The sequence below is a fragment of the Caballeronia sp. SBC1 genome (assembly GCF_011493005.1).
GTDB lineage: Bacteria > Pseudomonadota > Gammaproteobacteria > Burkholderiales > Burkholderiaceae > Caballeronia.
In genome coordinates this window covers 1,796,246-1,819,546 of record NZ_CP049158.1, presented here as the reverse complement: position 1 = coordinate 1,819,546, position 23,301 = coordinate 1,796,246, and the positions used below count along the sequence as shown (strand labels likewise).

The window sequence follows — 23,301 nt, the reverse complement described above, 5'->3', positions numbered from 1 at the left end:
GACATCCGCGCGCCAACAATTCTTATCTTTTCAAATCTTCCAACGGTCTGTCATAAACGAAAGGTATTCTCAGCGCCATCGTTTTGGTGCGTCGCTTTGATTGATATGCGCCGAGCGTATCCGTTCACTCCGATCCTTCCCGAGAAAGTCATGCAAACGTCGAAACTTCGACTCTGTGCGCTCATTGTCGCGTCGATACTTCCCGGACTGCTGCTGTCCGCCTGCGGTAGTTCGGATTCTCCGAGTCAATCGGCGTGCGGGGGCGCGTCCGTATCGGCCAAGATGAGCTGTCCGCCATCCGTGACACCTGCTTCGTCATCCTTAACGTATACATAGCATCGTCATAGTCCCCTGAAAAATCGGCCGCCGTGTGCCCGCGGACGGCCAATCATTCCCCTCAGAACACAAAAAGGTAAGCGCATGGTCACGAAGAGCCGCCGCGATTTTCTGAAAATTTCCGCCAGCCTGGCCGGTGCCGGCGCTGCAGCGTCGCTCTTTCCGGACTCGATCCGCAAGGCGCTCGCGATCGAACCGAATTCCGTTACCGGCACGATCAACGACGTAGAGCATATTGTTGTGTTCATGCAGGAAAACCGCTCGTTCGATCACTACCTTGGACATCTGAGCGGCGTGCGAGGTTACAACGACCGCTTCCCCGTGACGCTTCCCAATGGGTTGCCGGTATGGTTCCAGCCGCGTCAGGAGAATCAGGCACAGACCATCGCCCCATTTCGTTACGACACGACCAACCCGGCCGTCAATGCGCAATGTATAGGTGGGCTGCCGCATACATGGGCGACCACGCATGGCGCGATCGACAACGGCCGCGCCGACAAATGGGCGGTGCAGAAGACTGACATGACGATGGGCTATCACGTGCGTGCGGACATCCCATTTCACTACGCGCTCGCGGATGCGTTCACCGTCTGCGATCACTATTTCTGCTCGATACCCGGAAACACGCATCCGAACCGGATGTACCTGATGACCGGGATGGTCGACCCGACCGGGGCGGGCGGCGGTCCGCTGCTCGACAACACGGACTACGTGGACAACCAGTTCGATACGCTCCAGATGACGCCGTTCAACTGGACGACCTATCCGGAGCGGCTGGAAGCGGCCGGCATCTCATGGCAGATCTATCAGCAGGGAACGGGCTTCGATAACTACAACGGCAACTACGGCACCAATGTGCTGGCGAACTTCCAGAACTACGTGAATGCGCCGGCTGGTTCAGCGCTGAACACGAAGGCGATGACCGCTCGCACGCTGACGCAACTCAAAGCGGATGTGGTGGCTAACGCCTTGCCGCAGGTCTCGTGGCTGCTGCCGCCCGCCGCTTATTCCGAGCACCCGAAATGGACGCCGCTCTACGGGGCGGAATACATCTCGATGATCCTCGATGCCCTGACCGCGAACCCCGATGTGTGGAGCAAGACGGCCCTATTCATCATGTATGACGAGAACGATGGTTTCTTCGATCACATGGTGCCGCCGCAAGCGCCTACGTTGCCGGGCTCGGGCCTGAGTACAGCGGACATCACGCTCGAACGCCATACCGTGGTGACTGCCGCGCAAGCCGGTACATACACGGCCGACAACCTGCCTTACGGTCTCGGACCGCGGGTGCCGATGACCGTTGTCTCACCGTGGAGCAAAGGCGGTTTTGTCTGCTCGCAGGTATTCGATCACACGTCGGTGCTGCAATTCATCGAAAAACGTTTTGGGGTGGTTGAAACGAACCTTACGCCGTGGCGTCGCGCCATATGCGGCGACTTGACGTCGGCGTTCGATTTTTCGAAGCCTGATGCTACCGTGCCGGCGCTGCCGAGTACGTCGGGATACATTGCAGCGGCCGATATGCAATGCGCGTTGCCGACCAGCCAGACTGCGCCCGCTGCCACTTCGGCGCAGGTTATCGCGGCACAGGAGCCGGGCACGCGTCCGGCGCGGCCGTTGCCCTATGAACTGCATGTGAACGGCACGCTGCAGGTGCAAAGCCAGACTTACACACTGACCTTCGCGAATACCGGCAAGGTGGGCGCGAATTTCTATGTGTACACGGCCGACCCAACGGCAATGCCCAGGCGTTATACCGTCGAAGCAGGCAAGCAGCTTTCCGATACATGGCCCGCCGATACAACCGGTCACTACGCGTTGAGCGTATATGGTCCCAACGGGTATTTCCGGCGTTTCACGGGCGCGGTTGCAGCAGACGCGGCCGTGCAACCCGAGACGGTCACGTGCTATGACGTGGCCAACGGCAACGTCTATCTGACAATCAGCAACCAGGGCACCGTGCCGGTTGTCTTCACGGTCACCGACCTGGCCTACGGCCAGCCACCGCGATCGATTACGGTGCCCGCGGTCCAAACCGCCGAGGATCACTGGGACCTGTCGTGCAGCAGTAACTGGTACGACCTGCAGGTCACGATGCCGTCCAACCCGGCATTCCAGCGCCGCCTGGCGGGGCACGTCGAAACCGGGCGCGTGGGCACAAGCGATCCCGCTGCCACGGCGCCCGTCACGAAACCTGTCTGAAGAATATTGAAGACAGACCGCGCCGGCTTCGGCCGGCGCGCATCAAGCGGATCGCTGCAACGCCTACGGGGCAGCTATAGCCTGCAACCTCGGAGATTCAATCCACCGGCTACCAACGCCCTTGAATTCAGCCCTGAACCTTGCCGATTTCAAAGTGAAAATCGGCAATACCATCGACACCGCCAGCAACTTTATCGCCGGGCTTCAACGCCCCGACGCCCGCAGGCGTGCCGGTAAAAATCAGATCGCCGGGCTTGATGACAACCGCTTGTGAAACCTGGCTGATGATGTCTGCAACTGGCCAGATCATATCGCCGAGATCACCCGTTTGCCGCGTCTCGCCATTGACCGTCAACCAAATGCGCCCGCTGCCCGGATGACCGATTTCCGTCGCAGGACGGATAGCCGTGACGGGCGCAGATTCGTCGAAGCCCTTGGCCCAGTCCCACGGACGGCTCATCTTCTTTGCGACCGCTTGCAGGTCGCGCCGCGTAAGGTCCACGCCAACGCAGTAGCCGAATATGTACGACAGCGCGTCCTTCGGTTCGATTTGTCGCCCCTCTTTTCCGATGGCAATCACCATTTCTATCTCGTGGTGCAGATCCTCGGTGAGCATCGGGTACGCAAGTGTTCCCGTCGCGGGCACGACGGCGTCGGCGGGTTTCGTAAAGAAGAACGGCGGCTCGCGGTCAGGGTTGGCTCCCATCTCGCGCGCATGATCGGCGTAGTTGCGCCCTACGCAAAAGACGCGGCGTACCGCGAAGAAGGCGCTCGAGCCGGCGACGGGCACGGCGACAGTTTGAGGGGCGGGGAAGACATATTCGGTCATAGTGGCGAACTCGAAGGTGGAGGTTGTTTGGCGCGGACCACCGCGACACCCACACACAATATGCTTCGGCCAACCTTCCATGCAGGACAAATACGCCCTACGTCTTGGATTAAATTGCTCTATTACGACCGCATTGGAGAAAGGCTGCGCAGGAGTCTATAGCTCGAATTGCGACGCCCGGTATTCGGTCGGAGATGTCCCCACAGCCTGCCGAAAGCGGCGGGTGAAATAGGCCTCGTCGCGAAAGCCGACCACGAACGCTATGTCCTTGACGCGGCGGGTATCGTCGGCAAGCAGTGCTTTTGCCCGGCTGATTCTTTGGTCCGTTACCCACTGCACAAAGGTCCTGCCGGTTTCCTTTTTCATCAGGCGGGCCACGTAGCCGGGAGTCAACGCCGCTGCGTGCGCGGCCGACCCCAGCGAGAGCGTATCGTCTTCCAGGTGCTCCAGAACGTGACGCATCACTTTGCTGATGGAGTCACGGCGGCTGACTGCGCGTTCACTGAGCGCCGCCAGTTGCATAAGCGGGTCCGCATATCTTGCGCAAACCAGTCCGATCAATTGCAGGAGGTAACCACGGAGCCGGCCGGTCGCACCAAACCCGCGCGCACTGTCTATCTCCATCATGAGGTGAACGATGCGTTCGACTTCAACAAGATCGGAGTCCGTCAGCTTGAAATCGGTTTCGTCTTGAAAGCGAAAGGGCGCTAGCTCCGGAAACCGGATGATGGGAATACTGCCGAGGTCGATCCGGCCATCGACTGCATCGACATCCAGGCCCAGGAAGTCCAGCGCGAAATTAATCACGATAAACCGCGAGTGTTCAGGATGCGGAATCATGTGCACTCGATGCGGTGCGATGAACGCGACTGACCCGGTGGGAAACGGACGCGTTACGTCGCCGATCTGCTGCTTTGTGTCGCCACCGAGATTGATCTGGATCTGGAAGTAATCGTGCTTGTGCGGTTCCGTGATCGCGGAGCGCAAGGTCTGGTCGCGAATATAGAAGTCGAGGCGATCACTGCGCTCAGGCATCGCATAGGTCCGGGACGGTCGTTTGGCGAATGCGCTCATCGGCATGAACTCGTGTCCAGGTTCCGCATGAAGGCTGACACTCTCAACGAGTCGTTGCCAGAGAGGATGTCACCGCGCATAAAGCGCCTCTGTGAAGCAGCACGACTTACGTCTGTTCGCAGTTCACGACGGAATGCCGCAATCGTGGGTAGGCAATACGTGTTGGCCATCGTAAGGAAAATGACGTTGCTTATCTTGCCGGTCTTATCGGCGTTATCCCAGGGGCGTCGGTGCACCGGAGATCCTCGTCGGCACCTGCCGCTACCTGAGAAACTAAGAAACAAGCCTCTAGCATACCGCTTCGCCCGAAGACCTGCTTTTAGTCAGTTAGCCAGCAGATAACGTGATCTGAAGAGAGCGCGACCCCAAAGTCCCCATGGACAGTAGGGTAGAAAATACGAATGCCCGGCAAGCGGTAACATCATCGTGATGTTTGAAGCTTGGGCGTCGATTCGTCCGGCGTGATCGAGCGCGACGAAGTTTCGAATCGAAGTTGCGAGCATTACCCGGACACCACCTGCTGGGCGTATGAATGGCCCACGTCACTGACACATAAGCGTTCTATGACCTCTGTTCTTCTACTCGAAAATATCCACGACACCGCTGTCGCGCGTTTCAGCGAAGCGAAACTCGAGGTCGAGCGCCGTACGGGCGCGCTTGCCGGTGGGGATTTAGCGAGTGCACTTCAAGCACATAACCTGATCGGCATTCGCTCGGCAACGCATCTCAGGCGCGAGGAAATCGATGCCGCGCGTCATCTGCTCGCCATAGGCTGTTTCTGCATTGGAACATCTCAAGTCGATCTGAAGGCAGCCGCGCACGCAGGCATTCCTGTTTTCAACGCGCCATTTTCGAACACACGCTCAGTCGCCGAACTGGTGATCGCCGAAGCCATCCTGCTGCTGCGTCGCGTGCCAGAGAAGAGCGTGCTGGCGCATGCCGGAACGTGGGCCAAGGGCGCAAGCGGATCGTTTGAGACGCGCGGCAAGACCATTGCGATAGTCGGGTATGGAAACATCGGCTCGCAGGTTGGCGTGCTTGCCGAAGCCATGGGAATGCGCGTGGTGTATTACGACGTGCAGGCGCGACTCTCGCTGGGTTCCGCTCGCGCGGCACAATCGCTTGCCGACGCGGTCTCCCATGCTGACGTGGTGACGCTCCACGTGCCCGCAACGGCCCAGACGAACCGCATGATCGACGCGGCAATGCTGGCGTGTTTCAAAGCCGGTGCGATCCTGATCAATGCATCGCGCGGTTCGGTGGTCGATATCGATGCCCTCGCGCAAGCGCTGCAAGCGAAACGGCTGGGTGGAGCTGCCATCGACGTCTTCCCGGAGGAGCCCAAGACCAATGCGGATATCTTCAAGAGCGTGCTTCAGCATTTGCCGAACGTGATCCTGACGCCCCATGTGGGCGGCAGCACGGAGGAAGCGCAGGAGAACATCGGAACCGAGGTCGCGACGAAACTCATTTCGTTTTTAACGACCGGCGACACAGTGGGATCGGTCAATTTTCCGCATGTCAATCCGGGACCGCTCGACGCGCCCGCGCGTCTGCTCAACGTCCACGGCAATGCGCCCGGTGCGCTTGCGACGCTTAACACGCGGCTCGCCGGGGAGGGCGCCAACATCGTCGCTCAGCACCTGCAGACGCAGGGCGAGACGGGCTACGTAGTCACGGACCTGGATAGAACCCCATCCAGCGAGTTGATACAGGCGCTGGGCCGCGAACCTGGTTTTATCCGAACGCGGCTGCTGGTCAAATAATCCTGCGTCATGCAAGGGACCGGCGTTCTGTCCCGGGCAGGCAACTCCGGTCCCGTCCAGTGCAACATCAACGGCGAGGTCAGCCGCGTGAAGGTGAGAGCGACCACGCTTTCGTGCCGATAAGCGTCGGGGTGCTTAGCTTATTGCGCAGGGTTGGGTGGCACGATACGACCCCGAATCAGATTTTCCGCATCATGCCCACGAGTGCGAAGCGCACCAGTGCGCCAAGGTAATTCCTCTTCAAAAGCAGAAGCTGGCACGCGTAGCTCGCAGGAGCATGACTAGGCAATCAGCCGGCTGCCAGCGCATCGGCTCCACGTTCCACTCCATGCACCAACCCCGGGCGTCGGCCAATATTCTTACAAGAATGGCGGATATGACACGTGGTCGCGTTCTAGGATAGTAGAGCGTTAGCGCTTACACGCGGAAAACGACGTGATGCACTCTGGTCCCTGCGCGGCTGTGCGTGCCCGATGATTCCGGGAGGGCTATGCTCGACGATTCGCTCCCGATCCGAAACGAAATGGTGGCTGCCCGCCAGCGCTGGACGATCTTGCTCGTCAGCGTGGGAGGCGCGCTCGAAACTTTTGACTTCGTTATCTACGGATTCTTCGCGCACGAGATAGGCCGTGAATTTTTTCCGGCCGACACCGGCGTGTCTGCGGACACGCTGTCATTCGCGATCCTGGCGCTCGGCACGCTATCGAGACCGGTAGGCGGAATCTTCCTTGGCCGTCTCGGCGATAAATATGGGCGGCGCTCCGTCTTCACCGTATCCGCGATGGTCGCAGCGGTCGCCACGCTGCTCATTGGAATGCTCCCTTCATATCGCATGTGGGGTGTCGAGGCGTCCGTGCTCCTGCTTATGCTTCGCCTCACGCAGGGCTTTTGCGTGGGCGGAGAACTGCCCGGCGCCGTTGTCTACGCCGTGGAGATAACGCGCCGGAACCGTGGCCTTTTATGCGGCATCGTATTTTTTGCTGTGAACATGGCATTGCTGCTTGCCGCCGGCATCAACCTCGTGGTGCAGACGAGAATGACGCCAGCGCAGGTCAGCTCGGTCGGATGGCGCATTGGCTTTCTGCTGGGCGGAGTGATCGGGCTGCTTAGTTTCGTCCTGCGCCGCAGCCTGATGGAGACGAACGAGTATCGCCAAGCTGTGAGCGAGCGGCACAGGGAGCCGCTCGCCGTGTTGTTTCGCGAGCATCGCAAACCCCTTGCAACGGGCATGGCGGCCACGGTCCTGGTAGGCGCATCCAACGGTCTCTTCGTCGCGCACATGCCCACGTATCTGCGCCAGCTTCACTATGACCCCCAGCCGATAGCGGTAGCCCAGACGGTGTATGTGGTCGTTGTTTCTGCTTGCATGCTGATCACCGCGCATATGGGGGACCTGTTGCCACGACGTTATGTTTTCCGTCTGGGCGCCGTGTTGTCCGCACTATTCGGCCCTGTTTTCTACGTGGCCGTGGTCGGTCATCAGGCGAGCCTGCCTGCGTTATTTGTGGCGGCTGGCATTGTCGCGTCGCTCGCCAATGGCACCTTTGCGTGCGCGGTTGCCGAGCTGTTTCCGGTTGGCGTGCGCTTCAGCGGCGTGGGTACCGCGATGAATCTCGGGCTGGCTGCATCAATGGGATCGGCCCCGCTGATCGCCAGCGTTCTGGTTGCCCGAACGCACTGGCTCCCAGCGCCTTCCCTGTTCATGGTGCTGTGCGCGATGCTCGCATTCGTGGCGTCGTTCGGGATGATTCATGCAAGCGGAGGCAGTGGCGCTTGATAGAGCGCACATAAAAACAGATCTCGCTGGAGGGCACATGAAGACGCACGAACCCATCAGGATCGGGGACGTCGAGCTCGATGTGGAGCGCTACGAATTGCGCCGTGCAGAGCAGCGCATACGGCTGGAGCGCTTGCCGATGGAACTCCTGATTTTCATGGCATCGCGCGGTGGTGAACTCGTGACACGCGCTGACATTGTCAGGGTCCTGTGGAGCGGCAACGCGTTCCGGGACACCGACAACAGTATTAATACAGCGATCCGGAAAATCCGCATCGCACTTGGCGAGAATCCGGACGACCCGAAGTATCTGCTTACTATCAAGGGCAAGGGTTATCGCCTCGATGGTGTGCGGAGATCGCCCGCACAACTGCAAGCCGCCGCGCCGGCCGACATTCGCGTGCTGGTGCTGCCCTTCGAAAACAAGAGCGGCGACCCGATCCAGGACGGTTTCTGCGATGCGCTCGCCGACGAGACTTCCGCGAATATCGGCATGCTGCATGCCGAGCAGATCTACGTTATTGCCAGGACAACCGCCGCAAGCTACCGGCGATCCAACAAAAGCATTGCGCAGATGGCGCACGAGCTGGCGGTCGACTATGTGCTGGAAGGTTCGCTCGCACGGGAGGGCGGACGCGTCCGCGTTTTGGCGCAGCTGATTCGCTGCACCGATCAGGCGCAGGTCTGGGGCCGTGCCTATGAGCCGGTGGCAAGCAGCACGCTGGATATGCAGAAGGAGGTTGGGAGCGCGCTGGCGCAGGACGTGTTGCCGACGCTCGCGGAGCAGCAGCGGCGCATGCTGGCGAGACGTCTGCCTATCGATCCGGGGGCGCATGACGCGTACCTGCACGGCAGGTATTACTGGCTGCGCCGGGTTCATTTCCACCCGGGGTTCGCCGCGCATCATGGGCTGAGCGGCGAGGACTTCACGCGCGCGCTCGGCTACTTCGAGACCGCTATCGAGCGTGATCCGACTTACGCGCTCGGCTATGTCGGCTTGTCGAATATCTATGGATCGACCGTGACGCATGGTCTGTTTGCGCCGTCGCAAGGCTATCCGAAAGCGAGGGAAACCGCGCTTCGCGCATTGGAACTGGACCCGGACCTTCCGGAAGCGCATCACGCGCTGGCTGGCGTGCACTATTTCTTTGACTGGGACTGGCGTAAGGCGGAGGTGGAATTTCTCGAAGCGCTGCGCTTGAATCCGAACCTCGCCGAAACCAGCCGCCTCTATGCACGACTGTTGATGGCGCTTGGACGGGAGACGGAGGGGCGTGCGCAGTTCGAGCGCGCGGAGCGACTCGACCCGCTTACATTCGACGGCTCACGGATATTCGGTCTGGTGTTATCGGGCCGGTACGAGGAGGTCACCAGGGAGTTTCTCACGGAAGGGCATGGCAACCGGTCGCCGTTGATCTATCAGGTGCTGTCGATCGCGTTCGAAGCGCAAGGCGCGTACAAGGAAGCGGTGGAAGCGACCATCGATGCGTTGACGCGTTGCAACGACTTTGCCCGGGCCGAGGTGATCCGGACCGTTTGGGAAGCGGGCGGGTACGAAGCCGTCCTGCAGTGGTACTTGCAGGACTTGTTGGCGAGGCGGCAGTTGGGCTATACGTCACCGTTGCTGTTTGCGGAGATCTACGCCCGGCTGGGCAAGCCCGACGAGATGTTTCATTGGCTCGACGTGGCGCTGGCCGAACGATCGTCTCGCCTGAGCGAGTTGCCCACGAACGCATGGTTCGATCGCTATCGGTCGACAGGGCGATTTCGCATCCTGGAAAAGAGGATTGGCTTTTGATGAATGGTGTCGCGAGGATGGGCGATCCATGAACCATGAACCGGCCACGGATGCCCGGTGCGCCTTGCCGAACTCCGCGTGCCGGCTCGCCCCCGTCACGCGGAATACCAGCTCATGCCGAAGTCACTGCCCGTGATAGAGGTCCCGCAACCGGCTTTGTTCACCGGATTGCTGTGAATGGAGGAGGTCCTGATAGACCTGTTGCCGGGTCAAGCCTTGCGGCCCGCCTGCATCGCTTCTGGACATATCCGTCACGCCTCCAACGTCCTGTGCGGGCTGTGCGGTCATGGGTTGGGTGGTTGTTGGCTGGTCTTGCCCCCATGCTTGTCCAACGAAGAGGGCGACAGCGCACGCCGCTACGATTCTAAGCGTCTTCATGTTGAATTCTCCCAAAAACCGAGGTCGGATTGGTCAGCAAACCACTGGCCGAAAAGGGCGATGCCGGACGGTTCATCGCTTGAGCGAGGCAACGTCCGGATCGCATGTGGGCATGTTGCGACGCGGTTGTAAGGAACTCCATCGACGCAAGATGAAGAAATCGTTAACGCGCTTCATGTGCCGGCGAAATGCGATTGGAATTGGCCGCGACGTAAAAGCGTTAGGGACGCTAACGGTATGCATGTGCGCCGGACAGCCAGGACTTAGTGCGGCTCCGCCAGGAATGGCTTGGCATGGGCTAACGTGTCAACAGATGGATCAATTGGCGCGGACGTTTCTAAAAATGAAAATGCCGAACCGGCGAACGTCTCACCTTCGCGCAGTCCTCGGCGCCGTGATGCAGCTGCGGGCTGCATAGTGCCGCAATGAAAGCAGGGTTGCGTGGTTCGAGGGACCGATCAGATCGGTTATATTCGTTACGCCTGAGGCGGCCTTACGGTAGATTCAAGGCAGCCCCAAGATAGCCTCAAGGCAGCCGCTCAGGAACCGCGTGAGTACAAGAAAATGCGATCGCTCATTCAACACTGCGCCTGGTGTTTGCTGGCATCGATAGCAAGCCAGTTGGCACTTGCCGGCGACCTGCGCAGTAACCGCGGAAACGATCCCTTTTTCCAGATTTCCAAAGCAATACCGCAGTGCCCCACACCTTTAGGGCCAATGGAAACGGAGCAGGAATGGCTAAGCGAATCGCATTACCGGATCGAGCGTGGTAATAGCTGCTGGGTGGAGGGGCGGTGTCGTTTGTCCAATTCGTATCGCTACGATGCCGAGATAGCCGAAGCGGTTCAACGTCGGCTCAGCACGATCAATATCACCACGCATTGGCGCGAACAATCATCGTTATGGTTGATGCTGCAGCGCAGGTTTATCTACGTGCAAGGTTGTGTATCGCCTGCTTTCGACAAAGGCAAATTCCTCTCCGAGCTGGCGAAAACGGCAGACGTGGAGGAGGTTATCGACAACATGACCACCAATCCCAAGGCGATGCCCTTACCGTATCCACCCGCGGCACCGTAGAGTCGAATATCAAGCGAGGAGCTGAAAGATGAAGGTCAAGCGAATAGTCGCCAACATCGGCACGCAAGACGTGGCCCAAGCCCGGCTGTTCTATCAGGACGTACTGGGTCTGGACCTGCTGATGGATCAAGGCTGGATTCAGACCTTCGGTTCCGGGACGGCCATGACCGTCCAGGTCAGCGTGGCTTCGGAAGGCGGGTCCGGCACGCCGGTGCCGGACCTGTCGATCGAGGTGGATGACGTGGACGCCGCCTTCGATCGCATGAAAAACGCGGGTTTCCCGATCGAATACGGACCCGCCAATGAACCTTGGGGAGTAAGACGTTTCTACGTCCGCGATCCGTTCGGCAAGCTCGTCAACGTTCTTGCACACACATGAACCGATAGCCTGAGCTTCAGAACGCGGCCTTCAACATCGAGCCGTAAAGGCTAATACCCCTGAGGCACATTCGACTTGTTTCCCGCCAGCGGTGAGCCATAACCACCGCTTTGCGTGTTATTGGGCAAACCGTTGATCAACTGCGCGCGCGGATCGGTCGGGTTCAGGTTCATCTCACCCGCTTGCTGATTGCCGTGCGTCGGGTATTCGCTGCCTAGCGGCGCGTTCGGCATCAATCTCGTGCTGTTGGCCGGCGCAGACATGTCGTCGTTCGGGCTCAAGCCCACGCTTTGCGCATAGACCGCTTGAGCAGCAAACGACGCAACGAGCACGGCTGCGGAAACCGATAAAACGCGTTTCAACTTAACGATGATGGTCATGACTGAACTCCCTAAGTAAGTGGGTTTTTCGTGTCCTCGTGTCCTTATCGGCTTGTCGCGTCACTTGTTTGTTTTCTTAAGCTTAGCCGCGCGTTTGGGCCGTTCGTCGATAATTTTTGTCCGGGTTTTGTTCTTCAGCTTTTTCCATTGCTTGCATTCGTCCTTGGTCCGTAAGCAACCGATGCAAAGCCCGGTTTTGCCATCGAATTTGCAGACATTGATACAGGGCGATTCCACGGCCATTACAAATCCATTGCGCGTACGCTTTATTTGAATCGTGCAAATCTCGCACGATGCATACCCGCGGACCTAAAACATAATCTGGATGGGGTCAATAGGCGCGCTTCGTGCTGAACGTAAAACGCAACCGGGACCCGGCCATACCGAGTGCTAGTATTTGGAACATTTCGCTCATTGCACTGTGGCTCGCATACCGGCTTTTGCTTCCGACCATGCAGAAACCCCTGCTATTTTCCACCCTAAGCCAGCTCGAATTCGAGCGGGCCGTGCTCGGGCGCGTGGTTGCAGGCATGCCGTTGCGCGAGGTGCTCGAGCACGTGGTTCGTCGAGTGGAAAATCGCTCCGAACAGCCGTTGCGCGCCTCCGTGCTGCTCGTCGATGCCACCGGGAAGCGCCTGGTTCACGGCGCCGCGCCGAGTTTGCCGGATGATTACAACCGCATTGTGGACGGCCTCGAATTCGGGCCCCTCATGGGGTCGTGCGGAGCGGCAGCGTTCCGCGGCGAGCCGGTGATTGTGGAAGATATCCAGACTGATCCGGTTTGGGCAGCGTTTCGCGATATCGCCCGGCAGTACGACCTGCGCGCCTGCTGGTCCATGCCCATACAGGCGGCCGACGGCCGGCTGCTCGGCACCTTCGCCAACTATTACTCGGTCCCGAAAACGCCATCGCGCGAGGAACTGGACGACATCGCGCAAGTGGCGAGCATCGCGGCGCTCGCTATCGAGCGCCATGCGAGCGACCGTGCGTTGCGTGAAAGCGAAGAGCGTCTGCGCATCGCCCAGCAGGCAGGCGGAATTGGCACCTTCGAGATATTTCCGCAAACCGGCCGGCTGGCGGTGTCCGAAGAACTGTGCTGGCAATGGGGTTTGACGCCCCGTCATGAATACCGTCTCGACGACCTGCTGGAACTCGTGCATCCCGACGACCGCGACCGCGTACGCGCCGGCCATCTCAACATGCCTCCCGGTGCGCTCGATTATCTGGAGTACCGGATTCGCCGCCCGGACAACGGCGAGGAGCGCTGGATGGCGCGCCGTGGCGAAGCGATTGAAGACAGTGCGGGCGGGTTGCGTTATCTCGGCGTGACTTACGACATCACCGGGCATAAGCGTTTTGAAGAACGCCTGCGTGTCAGCGAGACCCAGTTGCGGCGCCTGAACGATTCGCTGGCCGCCGAAGTCGACGCGCGCACCCGCGAGCGCAACAGCATCTGGCGCAACTCGCGCGACCTGTTCATTGTCGCGAGCAGCGCGGGCGTGCTGCGCGCCGTCAATCCGGCCTGGACCGATATTCTCGGCTTTCGCGAGGACGAGCTGATCGGCAAGTCGTTCGCCGAAATCGTTCATCCGGACGACGTGGAAGCCACCGAAGCGGCCCTGCTTTCGGCGGCCCGGTCGGGCCTGGTGCGCTTTGAGAATCGCAACCGTCACAAGGACGGCTCGTATCGATGGGTGTCGTGGGTCGCCGCGCCGGAAGGCGATGCGCTTTACGGCAACGGCCGCGACGTCACCAGCGAAAAGGAAACTCAGCGGGCGCTTCAACAAACCGAGGAAGCGCTGCGCCAGGCGCAGAAAATGGAGGCGCTCGGGCAACTGACGGGCGGTATTGCGCACGATTTCAATAATCTTCTGCAAGGCATCACGGGTCCGCTCGAACTGATCCGCCGATACACCCAGCTTGGCCGGACGAACGACATCGACCGGTTCATTTCGATGGCGACCGGTGCGGCCAACCGGGCGGCATCGCTCACGCACCGGCTGCTGGCGTTTTCGCGGCGTCAGCCGCTCGACCCGAAGCCGGTGAACGCGGATGAGCTGCTGCATTCCATCGACGACCTGCTCAAGCGCACGATGGGCGAAGCGATCAATACACACGTGGTGCGAAACCCGCATCTCTGGCTTACGCGCTGCGACGCGAACCAGCTTGAAAATGCGCTGCTGAATTTCGCGATCAACGCGCGCGACGCCATGCCCGAAGGCGGCCGCCTGACGCTTGAAACCGACAACGTTGAACTGGGCCACGACTTTGCAGCGCGCCATCCCGATGTGACCCCGGGGTCTTACGTGGTGGTGTCGGTGTCGGATACGGGCGCGGGCATGGCCGCCGACGTCAAGGCGCGCGCCTTCGATCCGTTCTACACGACCAAACCGCTGGGTCAGGGCACGGGGCTGGGTTTATCGATGGCCTACGGGTTTGCAAAGCAGTCTGGCGGGATTGCGACGATCGACAGCGCGCCCGATGCCGGCACCACGATCCGGCTGTATCTGCCGCGTTTTTCCGGCGATCCGGGCACGCAGGAAATCGCGAGCGAACTGAACGAGGCGCATCGTGCGGCCGGGCGGCACGCGATCCTGGTGGTGGAAGACGACGCGTCCGTGCGTGAACTCGTGTGCGAGATCCTGCGCGATCTCGACTACGAGGTCCTCGAAGCGGTCGATGGTCCGTCCGGATTGGCGATCCTCAATTCGCACGCGCGTATTGACTTGCTGGTGACCGACGTCGGGCTTCCCGGTCTGAACGGCCGGCAACTGGCGGACGCCGCGCGGGCGACGCGGCCCAAGCTGAGGGTGCTTTTTATGACGGGTTATGCTGAAGCGGCGACCCGCACGAATGGTTTCCTCGATACCGGTATGGAAATGATTACCAAGCCATTCACGCTGGAATCCATGGCGAGCCGGATTCGCCGGATGGTCACGCTGGGCGTAACCGACGATTGAGCGGACGATCAAGCCGTTACGGTGTAGCCCATGCCCCTGTAGAGACTCACCTTTCTGCTCCCGCAAAGACTCACCTTTTGGCGGAAATGGCATGTCCCTTGCTCAGATATGTCGACGTTCCTTCGACATCCGAGCCGCCGGACACAGGCTCGTGGCACTCTAGACTCGGAAAACGTGCGCCCGCACCGCGATCCTGCCCGGACCAGCGAGTGCGTTGCCGCCTGTCATCCCGCGCTGTCCTTTATGTCCTTACGCCGTTATTAACGAGAACGATGTCATGAATCCAGATCCCGTGCCCCGTCGGCCGTCAACCACGGTCTTGCCGCCCGAAGGACCGGGTTTGCGGGCGCTGACATCGTTAATTACCGGTGTGGTCGTGATTTGCGCGTTGTATTTCGGACGCGCGGTGCTGATTCCAATCATCCTCGCCGTTTTGTTGAGCTTCCTGGTCGCGCCGTTTGTGGACTTGTTGCGGCGGCTGAAATTCGGACAGGTGCCGTCGGTGATTGTGGCGGTACTGGTTGCGTTGTCGGTGCTGACCGCTGTTGGCGCGCTGATCGGCGCGCAGGTGGCGCAACTGGCTGGCGACCTGCCGCAATACCAGGTGGCGGTGGAGCGCAAGATCAACGCCGTGCAGCAGAAGACCATCGGCCGGGCGGACGAGTTTCTGGGTAAGGCGGCGTCGGCGCTCAAGCGCCTGTCACCGAATCGCCAGGACGAGATCCGCAAGAGCGAAGAGAATCCCGCCGCGTCTCCCATTGATGCCCCGATGCCAGTTGAGGTCCACGAACCGTCGCCGTCGCCCGTGGAGCTGGCGCAGCGGTTTTTATCGCCGATAATCAGTCCGCTGGAAACCACCGGCATTGTGCTTGTGGTCGCCATCTTCATCTTGTTGCAGCGAGAAGACCTGCGCGACCGGCTGATCCGGCTGTTCGGCTCGCGCGACCTGCACCGTGCGACCACCGCCATGGATGAAGCCGCCCGCCGGCTATCCCGCTATTTCCTCGCGCAGCTTGGCATCAACATGGGCGTGGGCATTGTCATCTCGATCGGGCTGGCGATCATCGGTGTACCCGGCGCGTTGCTGTTCGGCGTGCTCACCGGCTTGCTGCGTTTCGTACCGTACGTGGGCACCTGGATCGCGGCGTTGCTGGCCGTGGTGTTTGCGGCCGCCGTCGGGCCCGGCTGGTCGATGATGATCTGGGCCATGATCCTCTTCGGCGTGACCGATGTGATCGCGGGGCAGGTGGTCGAACCGCTGCTATACGGACACAGCACGGGTCTTTCGCCGTTCGCGGTGATTGTTGCGGCGATTTTCTGGAGCTGGATCTGGGGACCGATCGGGCTGGTTTTATCGACACCGCTGACCTTGTGCCTGGTGATTCTGGGGCGGCATGTGGACCGGCTGGAATTTCTCGATGTGCTGTTTGGCGACCGTCCAGCGCTGACGCCAGCAGAGAATTTCTATCAGCGGCTGCTGGCGAACGATCCCGATGAAGCGCTCGTGCAAGCCGAGTCGCTGCTCAAGGAGCGCTCGCTCAGCGCGTATTACGACGAAGTGGCGCTGGAGGGATTGCGGATTGCGCACAACGACGTGTTGCGCGGGGTCGTGACCACGGACCAGTTGAGGCGCATCAACGAATCGGCGATGGACATTGTCGAAGGGCTCGAGGAGGTAGAGGACGTGGTGATGGCGGTCAGGCAGGGAGAGGAGCCGCCGGCCAGCCTCGAGATGTCCGATCGCGAAGCCGGCATCGTGCACGAAGCGCCGCCGTCTCACTTCGACGCCGCCCACGAAGGCCATACAGCGTCCGTGCTGTGCATTGCCGGACGCGGCGTGCTTGACGATCTGGCGACGGCTATCGCGGCGCAACTGTTCCGCAAGCATGGCCTGGGCGCGGATTTGGCACCCTACGAGCGGTTTTCGCGCACGCGCTTCGACGAGGTCGATTTGACGGGGGTGTCGCTGATCTGCGTGATTTCGTTCGACGCGGCCGAATCACCGCCGTATTTGCGCAATCTGCTGCGGCGTCTGCATCAGCGGGCGGCTACAGCCGATCTGATTGTGGGATTGGTGTTGCCAAACAGTGCGCTGGAAGGCGAGGCGGTGATTCGCAAGACCTCGGCGGCTACGTCGTTCAAGGAATTGGTCGAGGCGTGTGTGGCGGCAGCGCGATGCCAGTCCACCGACGGCATTTCGTGGGAAGGGCTGAATCCGCCGGACGCGGTTGTCTCGGGAGAGGTTGAGAGCGCCAAGGGGAAGGCGCCCGTGGTGCCGGTGTTGCGGGGTGCTTGAGGGGGTTTAACGTGTTCCGTTCGCGCCGTGGGTGGCACCTACGGGCTCCCGCTCAGTCATCCCGGGCGCGAACGAATCAAACGCGGAATCAAACCCTTTTTAGCGGTTTCCGTCGAACAGGTCGTTCAACATGGTGTCGAACGCGGCTTGCGCTTCCTCCAGCTCCTGGAGCGCGGCGTCGAAGGTCTGCAATGCCATCTGCGACGGCCGGCCATCACCTCCCGGTGGAAAGTGCCCCTGCAACGCCGTGAACGCGGTCTGCACCTGCCGCGTGGCATTGACGATGCGCTCCATCGCTCGCGCTTCTTCTGTTCGATTGTGTTCAGCCGTCATCGGAGTCTCCGTTCTACGAACCCCGATAGTACCAACGGTTGCCACGGCAGGCACGCGCTCCGCTCATCGGCGCACACAGAGACATTACTGCGACGTCCACCCGCCATCAATTTGCAGCGCTGCCCCGCGGATTTCATCGGCGCCTTCCGAGCACAGGAACACAGCCAGCTTGCCGATCTGTTCCGGCGTGACAAACTGTTCCGACGGCTGTTTCTCTCCCAGCAACTTCGAGCGCGCGGCGTCCGGCGAAATGTTGTCGCGCGTCGCAATATCGTCGATCTGCTTTTGCACCAGCGGCGTCAGCACGAATCCCGGGCAGATCGCATTCACTGTCACGCCCGTGCGCGCGTTTTCAAGCGCGGCTACCTTCGTCAGCCCCACAATGCCGTGCTTGGCCGCCACGTAAGCGGATTTTCCGACCGATCCCACCAGCCCATGCGCGGAAGCCACGTTGATCACGCGCCCCCAGCCGTTGTCGCGCATCTTCGGCAACGCCACGCGCATGGTATGGAACGCCGAGCTCAGGTTGATCGCGATAATCGCGTCCCACTTGTCGACGGGGAAGGTATCAATAGTTGCAACGTGCTGAATGCCCGCGTTGTTCACGAGCACATCGACGGCGCCGAATTGCTCGATGGCGAAAGCAATCATCGCTTCAATTTCAGCGGACTTCGACATATCCGCGCCGTGATGCACGGCCTTCACGCCGTGCTGCTCGATTTGCGCGATGGCGCCTTGGATGACGGCGGCGTCGCCGAAGCCGTTCAACACGAGATTCGCGCCGGCAAGCGCCAGGGCGTTAGCGATTCCAAGGCCGATGCCGCTCGTCGATCCGGTGACGAGCGCGGTTTTGCCGGCGAGCGGTGCTGTTGCGGATGAGGTCATGTGGGAAGTCCTGTGAGAGAAGAACGGGGGGCGGTTGACGCGAAGTTTGCCAGATGCGGACCACGGAGGGTGGCATGCATCGGCGGCTTTCAACGCACGCCGCCGATGCAATTGGCAAAAACCCCAAAACCAAGAACCTTAAACCAGCCCGGTCGTGTAATACACCGTGATCACGAAAAACACGGCCAGCGTCTTGATGATCGTCACGGCGAAGATGTCCCGATACGACTCGCGGTGCGTCAAGCCGGTCACCGCCAGCAGCGTGATCACCGCGCCGTTATGCGGCAGTGTGTCCATGCCGCCGCTCGCCATGGCGACCACGCGATGCAGCACCTCCATTGGAATGTGCGCCGCTTGTGCGCCCTTGATGAACGTGTCGGACATGGCAGCCAGCGCGATGCTCATGCCGCCCGACGCCGAGCCTGTGATACCCGCCAGCGAACTCACCGACACCGCCGCATTCACGAGCGGATTCGGGATGCTCTTGAGCGCATCGCTGACCACGATAAACCCCGGCAACGCCGCGATCACACCACCGAAACCGTACTCGGACGCGGTGTTCAACGAGGCGAGCAACGCACCGCCGACCGCCGCTTTCGTTCCTACCGCAAAGCGTTCGCGTACGCGTCCGAACGCCGTCAATACGACCAGCAGGATGCCGAGCAGCAGCGCGCCTTCCACAGCCCAGATCGCGACAACCGACTTGATCGGCGTGACAACCGGCGCGTGAATGCCCGGCAGCACATTGGCGGCCACCGTATAAGTATCGCCGTACCAGAGCGGGATCATCTTGGTCAGCACGAAGTTCGCGACGCCCACCAGCACCAGCGGTGCGACCGCGAGCAACGGATTCGGCAAATGCGTGCTTTCCACGCGCTCCGGCTCGTTCACGAGCGACGTGCCGTAGCCTTCACCCGTTGCCATGACTGAACGGCGGCGCCACTCGAGGAAGGACAACCCGACCACGACGATAAACAGCGAGCCAATGGTGCCGAGCCACGGAGCGGCCCAACCGGTGGTCTTGAAGAAAGTAGTGGGAATAATGTTCTGGATCTGCGGCGTGCCGGGCAGCGAATCCATGGTGAAGGAAAACGCACCGAGCGCAATGGCGCCGGGCATCAGCCGCTTCGGGATATTGCTCTGCCGGTACATTTCGGCTGCGAACGGATAGACCGCGAACACGACCACGAACAGCGACACGCCGCCATAGGTGAGCAATGCGCACACCGCGACAATCACTGCATTGACGCGTGTCTTGCCGATGTACCGAATGGCGGCGGCAACGATCGATTCGGAGAAGCCCGACAATTCGACGACCTTGCCGAACACGGCGCCGAGCAGGAACACGGGGAAATACAGCTTCACGAAGCCGACCATCTTGTCCATGAAGATGCCGGAAAAGACGGGTGCGACGGCGGCGGGCTCGGTCAGCAGCACGGCGGCGAGCGCGGCGAGCGGGGCCACCAGGATCACGCTGTATCCGCGATACGCGGCCAGCATGAGAAACGCCAGGGCGGCGAGGACGATGATGAACGACATTAAGTCTCCGTTAGTTGTTGTGTGTCCGGGCGCAGCAGCAATAGCCGTCCGAAAATGGGTGCGCCCTTTATGCAGCATTCATGCCAAAGACCGGGAAGCGTTGCTGAGCAAGGAAAGGCGGTCTTTGCGGAGCGCATCAGCGTGAATAATGTCTACCAATCGAGACAACGCCGCGACACAAATTCGCCCGAACGGCCGGTCGCACAATGTTTTGCAACAGTCTTGCCGTGTTTCCACATTTAGAGATATTCTGTCTCTATATCGAGAAAATCTCACGAGACACTGGATGCACAACGACTGGACGCATGTCCCCGTCGATTACAGCGACGTTTTGCGTCGCGCGATGGATTCGCTTTTCAAGACCTTCGAGAATTTCAGCGAAGGCACGTTTATCGTCGACAAAGAAGCGCGGGTCGTCTGGATCAACAAACGCTACGCGGCACGCTTCGGGTTTTCGGACCCGCAAGAGGCGATCGGCCGCGATTGCGAATCGGTGATTCCGAATAGCCTGATGCGCGAAGTCGTGACAACGGGCAAGCCTATCCTGCTTGATCTGCTGGAAACGGATCGCGAGCCGCTGGTCGTCACGCGCCTGCCGCTGAAGGACGACTTCGGCCAGACGGTTGGAGCAATTGGCTTCGCGCTCTTCGACGAAATGAAAGCGCTCACACCACTCTTTTCGCACTACTCGCGTGTGCAGCAGGAGCTGATCGCGACACGGCAATCGCTCGCGCAGGCGCGGCGTGCCAAATATACGTTCGCGAGTTTCGTGGGGACGAGCGCTGCGAGCCTCGATGTCAAACGCCAGGCGCGGCGCGCGGCGCAAGTCGATTCGCCTGTGCTGCTGTCCGGAGAAACGGGCACGGGCAAGGAGTTGCTGGCGCACGCGATTCACGGCGCTTCCACGCGCGCCGCACGGCCGCTCGTGAGTGTGAACGTCGCGGCGATTCCGGACACCTTGCTGGAAGTGGAGTTTTTCGGCGCGGCGGCGGGTGCGTACACGGGCGCGGATCGCAAAGGCCGCGTAGGCAAGTTCGAACTGGCCGATGGCGGCACGCTCTTCCTCGATGAAATCGGCGACATGCCGCTCGTGCTGCAGGGCAAGTTGCTGCGCGTGTTGCAAGAGAAAGAGTTCGAGCCACTGGGGTCGAACCGGATCGTGCGCACGGATGTGCGGATCATCGCGGCGACATCGGCGGATTTGCCGGCGCTTGTCGCCAGCGGCCGGTTTCGCGCGGACTTGTTTTATCGGCTGAACGTGCTGTCCATTCACGCGCCGCCGTTGCGCGAGCGGGCGGGGGATATCGAGGCGCTGGTGTACGCCATGCTTGAGGAGCTTTCCGCCGATGCCCGCCCGCGTCACGCCGGCCAGTTCGTGCTCCATGACGACGCGCTACGCCTGCTCGCCGCGTATTCGTGGCCCGGCAACGTGCGCGAGTTGCGCAACGTGCTGGAGCGCGCGGTGATGTTGTCGGATAGCGAACATATAGATGCCCACGCGCTCGGCGCCTTCATGGGCGCGGCGAGCGCCGTGTCGTCGCCGGAACCCGCGGACGTGGCGGAGGAATCCGACCCAACGTCTTACGCCGAGGCCATGACGGGCTTCGAAAAGCGTTTCCTCACGGAAGCCCTTCGTGCAAGCGGCGGCCGCGTGGCTGAGGCGGCGCAGCGGATTGGCATTGGCCGGGCGACGATGTACAAGAAGATCGTCGCGCTAGACATAGACGTTTGAACCAAGGAAGACATGAGCAAAGACACGAACAAGACGGTGTTATCCCGCGAGCACGAGGCGCTTGCGATTGACCAGTTGCAGCGGCTGGCGCAAGAACGTTTCGACGCCCGGCTCGGGCAGTTCGAGGCGAAGGAATGGCTTGACGAGTTATCGAAAATTATTGGCGCGCATTTCTACAACCAGGCACTCGCCGATGTAAAAGCGAAAATCGACGCCCGCGTCGAGATGATCGACAGCGACATTTGGGGCCTTCAGAAGTAGCGCGAAAGCATCCTGAGAGCGCACGCTCAGCGCTGCAATGAGGCAAGCCGAAAGCTCCACGTGGCATACTTGCGCAATCAATAAAAACAGCGTTAAAAGGGGTTCCGGATGAAGATTTCCAGCGTACGAGCATCGCGTTTTCTGGCCCTGTTGCCGCTTGCGGTTGCGGTGTTGGTGTTGTCTGCGTGCAGCAGCGCGCCGCCGCTCTTTTCATCCGATGGCCGCCCGACCAACATGATCCAGTGCCCGGCTAACGGCGGCTGGAGTAATTGCCAGGAAAATGCCCGCGCGTTGTGCGCCGGCAGTTATGACGTCCTCGATCAAAGCAGCGACAACGGCCAGAACAGCCTCTTGATCGCGTGCAAGGCGAAGTAACGCCGGGCTTTGTTCAACTGAGCTTTAAACCGGGTGCGCGGGCAGGTTGAGCAACAGGCGTATCAGGTCGACCTGACGGTTTGTTGCCGTCTTCTGATAGATCGCCTGCAACTGCTTGCGCACGGTGTCGTGCTGCACGCCGGTTTGGTGGGCTATCTCCTTGGGCGTTCGCCCTTCAGCGATATGACAGGCCACGCGGCACTCCGCCGGCGTCAGGTCGAACGCGGTCGCAAGCAGATCCAGATCAACTATAGGCGGTGAATACGGGTGATAGAACGTGAGCAGCGCGGCGTGCCCGTGGCTCACCGCAACCGGGTGATAAAACACGTACAGCGCGTCTTGACCCGCAGGCTCCGCGTGGGGTTCTTCTGTCAGCCGAAGCATCCTATACGCCGGCGTTGCGTCTGCCGCCGCAAGGCATTCGTCCAGAATCTGGCGTTGTACAGCGGCTTGCAGTTCAAGCATGCCGTCTACAACTTGAACCAACTTGGTACGCGTGAGCATCCGCGTGGTTGCGTCATTAACGCGGAGCACCGTCCCGTTCAATTCGACGAGCATGGCGGGTTGACGCCATTCGTCGAGAAAGGGAATGCGGGCGAAAAGCTCGGGCGTCGCGAAATAACGCGCGCCCTGAAGTTGTGCAGCGCGTGAAAGATGCGGCATCAAGCGATCGAGCCAGCGCGGCTCGGACTGGATAACAGCCTCCCCCTCCGATGCAAACTCGCAAGCCAGCGTGATCAGCAATTCGCCAGTCTCAAGGATCGGCCGGCTTAAAACATGTCCTGGTGCGCTTATATTCAAGGAATCAGCACCTTTCTGATCGGATTCAAGGCGCGCAAACGATTCAATTGGACTTTTCGTAATTTCCGTCGATGAATTTCTGAAAATGTCGTAATAATTTGTATTTTCTTGATATCCGAA

General features: G+C 60.4%; 20 protein-coding genes. 11 read left to right on the top strand and 9 right to left on the bottom strand.

Annotation, left to right across the window (positions count from 1 at the left end):
- The first annotated feature begins 420 nt into the window (after positions 1-420).
- Positions 421-2,541 carry a phosphocholine-specific phospholipase C gene (locus SBC1_RS34920; protein ID WP_165104836.1) on the top strand — a complete coding sequence of 707 codons (2,121 nt, stop codon included), beginning with the start codon at positions 421-423 and terminating at the stop codon, positions 2,539-2,541.
- Between the two features lie 127 nt (positions 2,542-2,668).
- On the opposite strand, the gene SBC1_RS34915 is transcribed toward SBC1_RS34920, so the two are convergent.
- Positions 2,669-3,370, bottom strand: coding sequence for a fumarylacetoacetate hydrolase family protein (locus tag SBC1_RS34915; RefSeq protein ID WP_165104835.1), 702 nt, complete (start codon positions 3,368-3,370; stop codon positions 2,669-2,671).
- 156 nt (positions 3,371-3,526) lie between these two features.
- The gene (locus tag SBC1_RS34910) at positions 3,527-4,444 is read right to left on the bottom strand and encodes an AraC family transcriptional regulator (protein ID WP_241202342.1); all 918 of its coding nucleotides are present in this window, start codon (positions 4,442-4,444) and stop codon (positions 3,527-3,529) included.
- 563 nt (positions 4,445-5,007) lie between these two features.
- On the opposite strand from SBC1_RS34910, the gene serA reads away from it, so the two are divergent.
- The 3 genes from serA to SBC1_RS34895 all read left to right on the top strand — a co-directional run bounded on the left by serA (position 5,008) and on the right by SBC1_RS34895 (position 9,785).
- The gene (serA, locus tag SBC1_RS34905; RefSeq protein ID WP_165104833.1) at positions 5,008-6,210 is read left to right on the top strand and encodes a phosphoglycerate dehydrogenase; all 1,203 of its coding nucleotides are present in this window, start codon (positions 5,008-5,010) and stop codon (positions 6,208-6,210) included.
- A gap of 490 nt (positions 6,211-6,700) precedes the next feature.
- The gene (locus SBC1_RS34900; RefSeq protein WP_165104832.1) at positions 6,701-7,987 is read left to right on the top strand and encodes an MFS transporter; all 1,287 of its coding nucleotides are present in this window, start codon (positions 6,701-6,703) and stop codon (positions 7,985-7,987) included.
- 37 nt (positions 7,988-8,024) lie between these two features.
- Positions 8,025-9,785 (top strand): winged helix-turn-helix domain-containing tetratricopeptide repeat protein, encoded by a 1,761-nt coding sequence (locus SBC1_RS34895; RefSeq protein WP_165104831.1) that lies wholly within the window; start codon positions 8,025-8,027, stop codon positions 9,783-9,785.
- Positions 9,786-9,908: 123 nt separating this feature from the next.
- On the opposite strand, the gene SBC1_RS34890 is transcribed toward SBC1_RS34895, so the two are convergent.
- Positions 9,909-10,163: a DUF4148 domain-containing protein gene (locus tag SBC1_RS34890; RefSeq protein WP_165104830.1), complete on the bottom strand. Its 255-nt coding sequence runs from the start codon at positions 10,161-10,163 to the stop codon at positions 9,909-9,911.
- A gap of 564 nt (positions 10,164-10,727) precedes the next feature.
- Between SBC1_RS34890 and SBC1_RS34885 the strand changes: the two genes are divergently transcribed.
- Positions 10,728-11,240: a hypothetical protein gene (locus SBC1_RS34885; protein ID WP_165104829.1), complete on the top strand. Its 513-nt coding sequence runs from the start codon at positions 10,728-10,730 to the stop codon at positions 11,238-11,240.
- Positions 11,241-11,268: 28 nt separating this feature from the next.
- A complete protein-coding gene (locus tag SBC1_RS34880) occupies positions 11,269-11,619 on the top strand; it encodes a VOC family protein (protein ID WP_165104828.1) in 351 nt (116 codons plus the stop codon).
- A 50-nt stretch (positions 11,620-11,669) separates the two neighbouring features.
- Here the strand turns inward: SBC1_RS34880 and SBC1_RS34875 are convergent, their stop codons facing one another.
- Both SBC1_RS34875 and SBC1_RS34870 read right to left on the bottom strand, forming a co-directional pair.
- Positions 11,670-11,999: a hypothetical protein gene (locus SBC1_RS34875; protein ID WP_165104827.1), complete on the bottom strand. Its 330-nt coding sequence runs from the start codon at positions 11,997-11,999 to the stop codon at positions 11,670-11,672.
- A 60-nt stretch (positions 12,000-12,059) separates the two neighbouring features.
- Positions 12,060-12,242, bottom strand: a complete 183-nt coding sequence (locus tag SBC1_RS34870; protein WP_165104826.1) for a DUF1289 domain-containing protein — start codon at positions 12,240-12,242, stop codon at positions 12,060-12,062.
- 209 nt (positions 12,243-12,451) lie between these two features.
- Between SBC1_RS34870 and SBC1_RS34865 the strand changes: the two genes are divergently transcribed.
- On the top strand, positions 12,452-14,959 hold the full coding sequence (locus tag SBC1_RS34865) for a PAS domain-containing protein (RefSeq protein WP_165104825.1): 2,508 nt from the start codon (positions 12,452-12,454) through the stop codon (positions 14,957-14,959).
- A gap of 277 nt (positions 14,960-15,236) precedes the next feature.
- Positions 15,237-17,255 (top strand): AI-2E family transporter, encoded by a 2,019-nt coding sequence (locus tag SBC1_RS34860; RefSeq protein WP_165104824.1) that lies wholly within the window; start codon positions 15,237-15,239, stop codon positions 17,253-17,255.
- A gap of 99 nt (positions 17,256-17,354) precedes the next feature.
- Here the strand turns inward: SBC1_RS34860 and SBC1_RS34855 are convergent, their stop codons facing one another.
- The 3 genes from SBC1_RS34855 to SBC1_RS34845 form a co-directional block, all read right to left on the bottom strand.
- On the bottom strand, positions 17,355-17,588 hold the full coding sequence (locus SBC1_RS34855) for a hypothetical protein (RefSeq protein ID WP_158939805.1): 234 nt from the start codon (positions 17,586-17,588) through the stop codon (positions 17,355-17,357).
- An 84-nt stretch (positions 17,589-17,672) separates the two neighbouring features.
- The gene (locus tag SBC1_RS34850) at positions 17,673-18,473 is read right to left on the bottom strand and encodes a 3-hydroxybutyrate dehydrogenase (RefSeq protein WP_165104823.1); all 801 of its coding nucleotides are present in this window, start codon (positions 18,471-18,473) and stop codon (positions 17,673-17,675) included.
- Positions 18,474-18,611: 138 nt separating this feature from the next.
- Positions 18,612-20,012 carry a GntP family permease gene (locus SBC1_RS34845; protein WP_165104822.1) on the bottom strand — a complete coding sequence of 467 codons (1,401 nt, stop codon included), beginning with the start codon at positions 20,010-20,012 and terminating at the stop codon, positions 18,612-18,614.
- A 286-nt stretch (positions 20,013-20,298) separates the two neighbouring features.
- On the opposite strand from SBC1_RS34845, the gene SBC1_RS34840 reads away from it, so the two are divergent.
- The 3 genes from SBC1_RS34840 to SBC1_RS34830 all read left to right on the top strand — a co-directional run bounded on the left by SBC1_RS34840 (position 20,299) and on the right by SBC1_RS34830 (position 22,380).
- Positions 20,299-21,744, top strand: a complete 1,446-nt coding sequence (locus tag SBC1_RS34840; protein ID WP_165104821.1) for a sigma-54-dependent Fis family transcriptional regulator — start codon at positions 20,299-20,301, stop codon at positions 21,742-21,744.
- A gap of 12 nt (positions 21,745-21,756) precedes the next feature.
- Positions 21,757-22,005, top strand: a complete 249-nt coding sequence (locus SBC1_RS34835; protein ID WP_165104820.1) for a DUF2164 domain-containing protein — start codon at positions 21,757-21,759, stop codon at positions 22,003-22,005.
- A gap of 108 nt (positions 22,006-22,113) precedes the next feature.
- On the top strand, positions 22,114-22,380 hold the full coding sequence (locus SBC1_RS34830) for a hypothetical protein (protein WP_241202340.1): 267 nt from the start codon (positions 22,114-22,116) through the stop codon (positions 22,378-22,380).
- Positions 22,381-22,404: 24 nt separating this feature from the next.
- On the opposite strand, the gene SBC1_RS34825 is transcribed toward SBC1_RS34830, so the two are convergent.
- Positions 22,405-23,181: a helix-turn-helix transcriptional regulator gene (locus SBC1_RS34825; protein WP_165104819.1), complete on the bottom strand. Its 777-nt coding sequence runs from the start codon at positions 23,179-23,181 to the stop codon at positions 22,405-22,407.
- Positions 23,182-23,301 lie beyond the last annotated feature (120 nt).

Coding starts and splice junctions, on each gene's coding strand:
- SBC1_RS34840 (WP_165104821.1), top strand. CDS start 20,299: ATGCACAACGACTGGACGCATGTCCCCGTCGATTACAGCGACGTTTTG.
- SBC1_RS34900 (WP_165104832.1), top strand. CDS start 6,701: ATGCTCGACGATTCGCTCCCGATCCGAAACGAAATGGTGGCTGCCCGC.
- SBC1_RS34855 (WP_158939805.1), bottom strand. CDS start 17,588: ATGACGGCTGAACACAATCGAACAGAAGAAGCGCGAGCGATGGAGCGC.
- SBC1_RS34920 (WP_165104836.1), top strand. CDS start 421: ATGGTCACGAAGAGCCGCCGCGATTTTCTGAAAATTTCCGCCAGCCTG.
- SBC1_RS34890 (WP_165104830.1), bottom strand. CDS start 10,163: ATGAAGACGCTTAGAATCGTAGCGGCGTGCGCTGTCGCCCTCTTCGTT.
- SBC1_RS34915 (WP_165104835.1), bottom strand. CDS start 3,370: ATGACCGAATATGTCTTCCCCGCCCCTCAAACTGTCGCCGTGCCCGTC.
- SBC1_RS34885 (WP_165104829.1), top strand. CDS start 10,728: ATGCGATCGCTCATTCAACACTGCGCCTGGTGTTTGCTGGCATCGATA.
- SBC1_RS34895 (WP_165104831.1), top strand. CDS start 8,025: ATGAAGACGCACGAACCCATCAGGATCGGGGACGTCGAGCTCGATGTG.
- SBC1_RS34875 (WP_165104827.1), bottom strand. CDS start 11,999: ATGACCATCATCGTTAAGTTGAAACGCGTTTTATCGGTTTCCGCAGCC.
- SBC1_RS34845 (WP_165104822.1), bottom strand. CDS start 20,012: ATGTCGTTCATCATCGTCCTCGCCGCCCTGGCGTTTCTCATGCTGGCC.
- SBC1_RS34830 (WP_241202340.1), top strand. CDS start 22,114: ATGAAGATTTCCAGCGTACGAGCATCGCGTTTTCTGGCCCTGTTGCCG.
- SBC1_RS34880 (WP_165104828.1), top strand. CDS start 11,269: ATGAAGGTCAAGCGAATAGTCGCCAACATCGGCACGCAAGACGTGGCC.
- SBC1_RS34865 (WP_165104825.1), top strand. CDS start 12,452: ATGCAGAAACCCCTGCTATTTTCCACCCTAAGCCAGCTCGAATTCGAG.
- SBC1_RS34870 (WP_165104826.1), bottom strand. CDS start 12,242: ATGGCCGTGGAATCGCCCTGTATCAATGTCTGCAAATTCGATGGCAAA.
- SBC1_RS34850 (WP_165104823.1), bottom strand. CDS start 18,473: ATGACCTCATCCGCAACAGCACCGCTCGCCGGCAAAACCGCGCTCGTC.
- SBC1_RS34910 (WP_241202342.1), bottom strand. CDS start 4,444: ATGAGCGCATTCGCCAAACGACCGTCCCGGACCTATGCGATGCCTGAG.
- serA (WP_165104833.1), top strand. CDS start 5,008: ATGACCTCTGTTCTTCTACTCGAAAATATCCACGACACCGCTGTCGCG.
- SBC1_RS34835 (WP_165104820.1), top strand. CDS start 21,757: ATGAGCAAAGACACGAACAAGACGGTGTTATCCCGCGAGCACGAGGCG.
- SBC1_RS34860 (WP_165104824.1), top strand. CDS start 15,237: ATGAATCCAGATCCCGTGCCCCGTCGGCCGTCAACCACGGTCTTGCCG.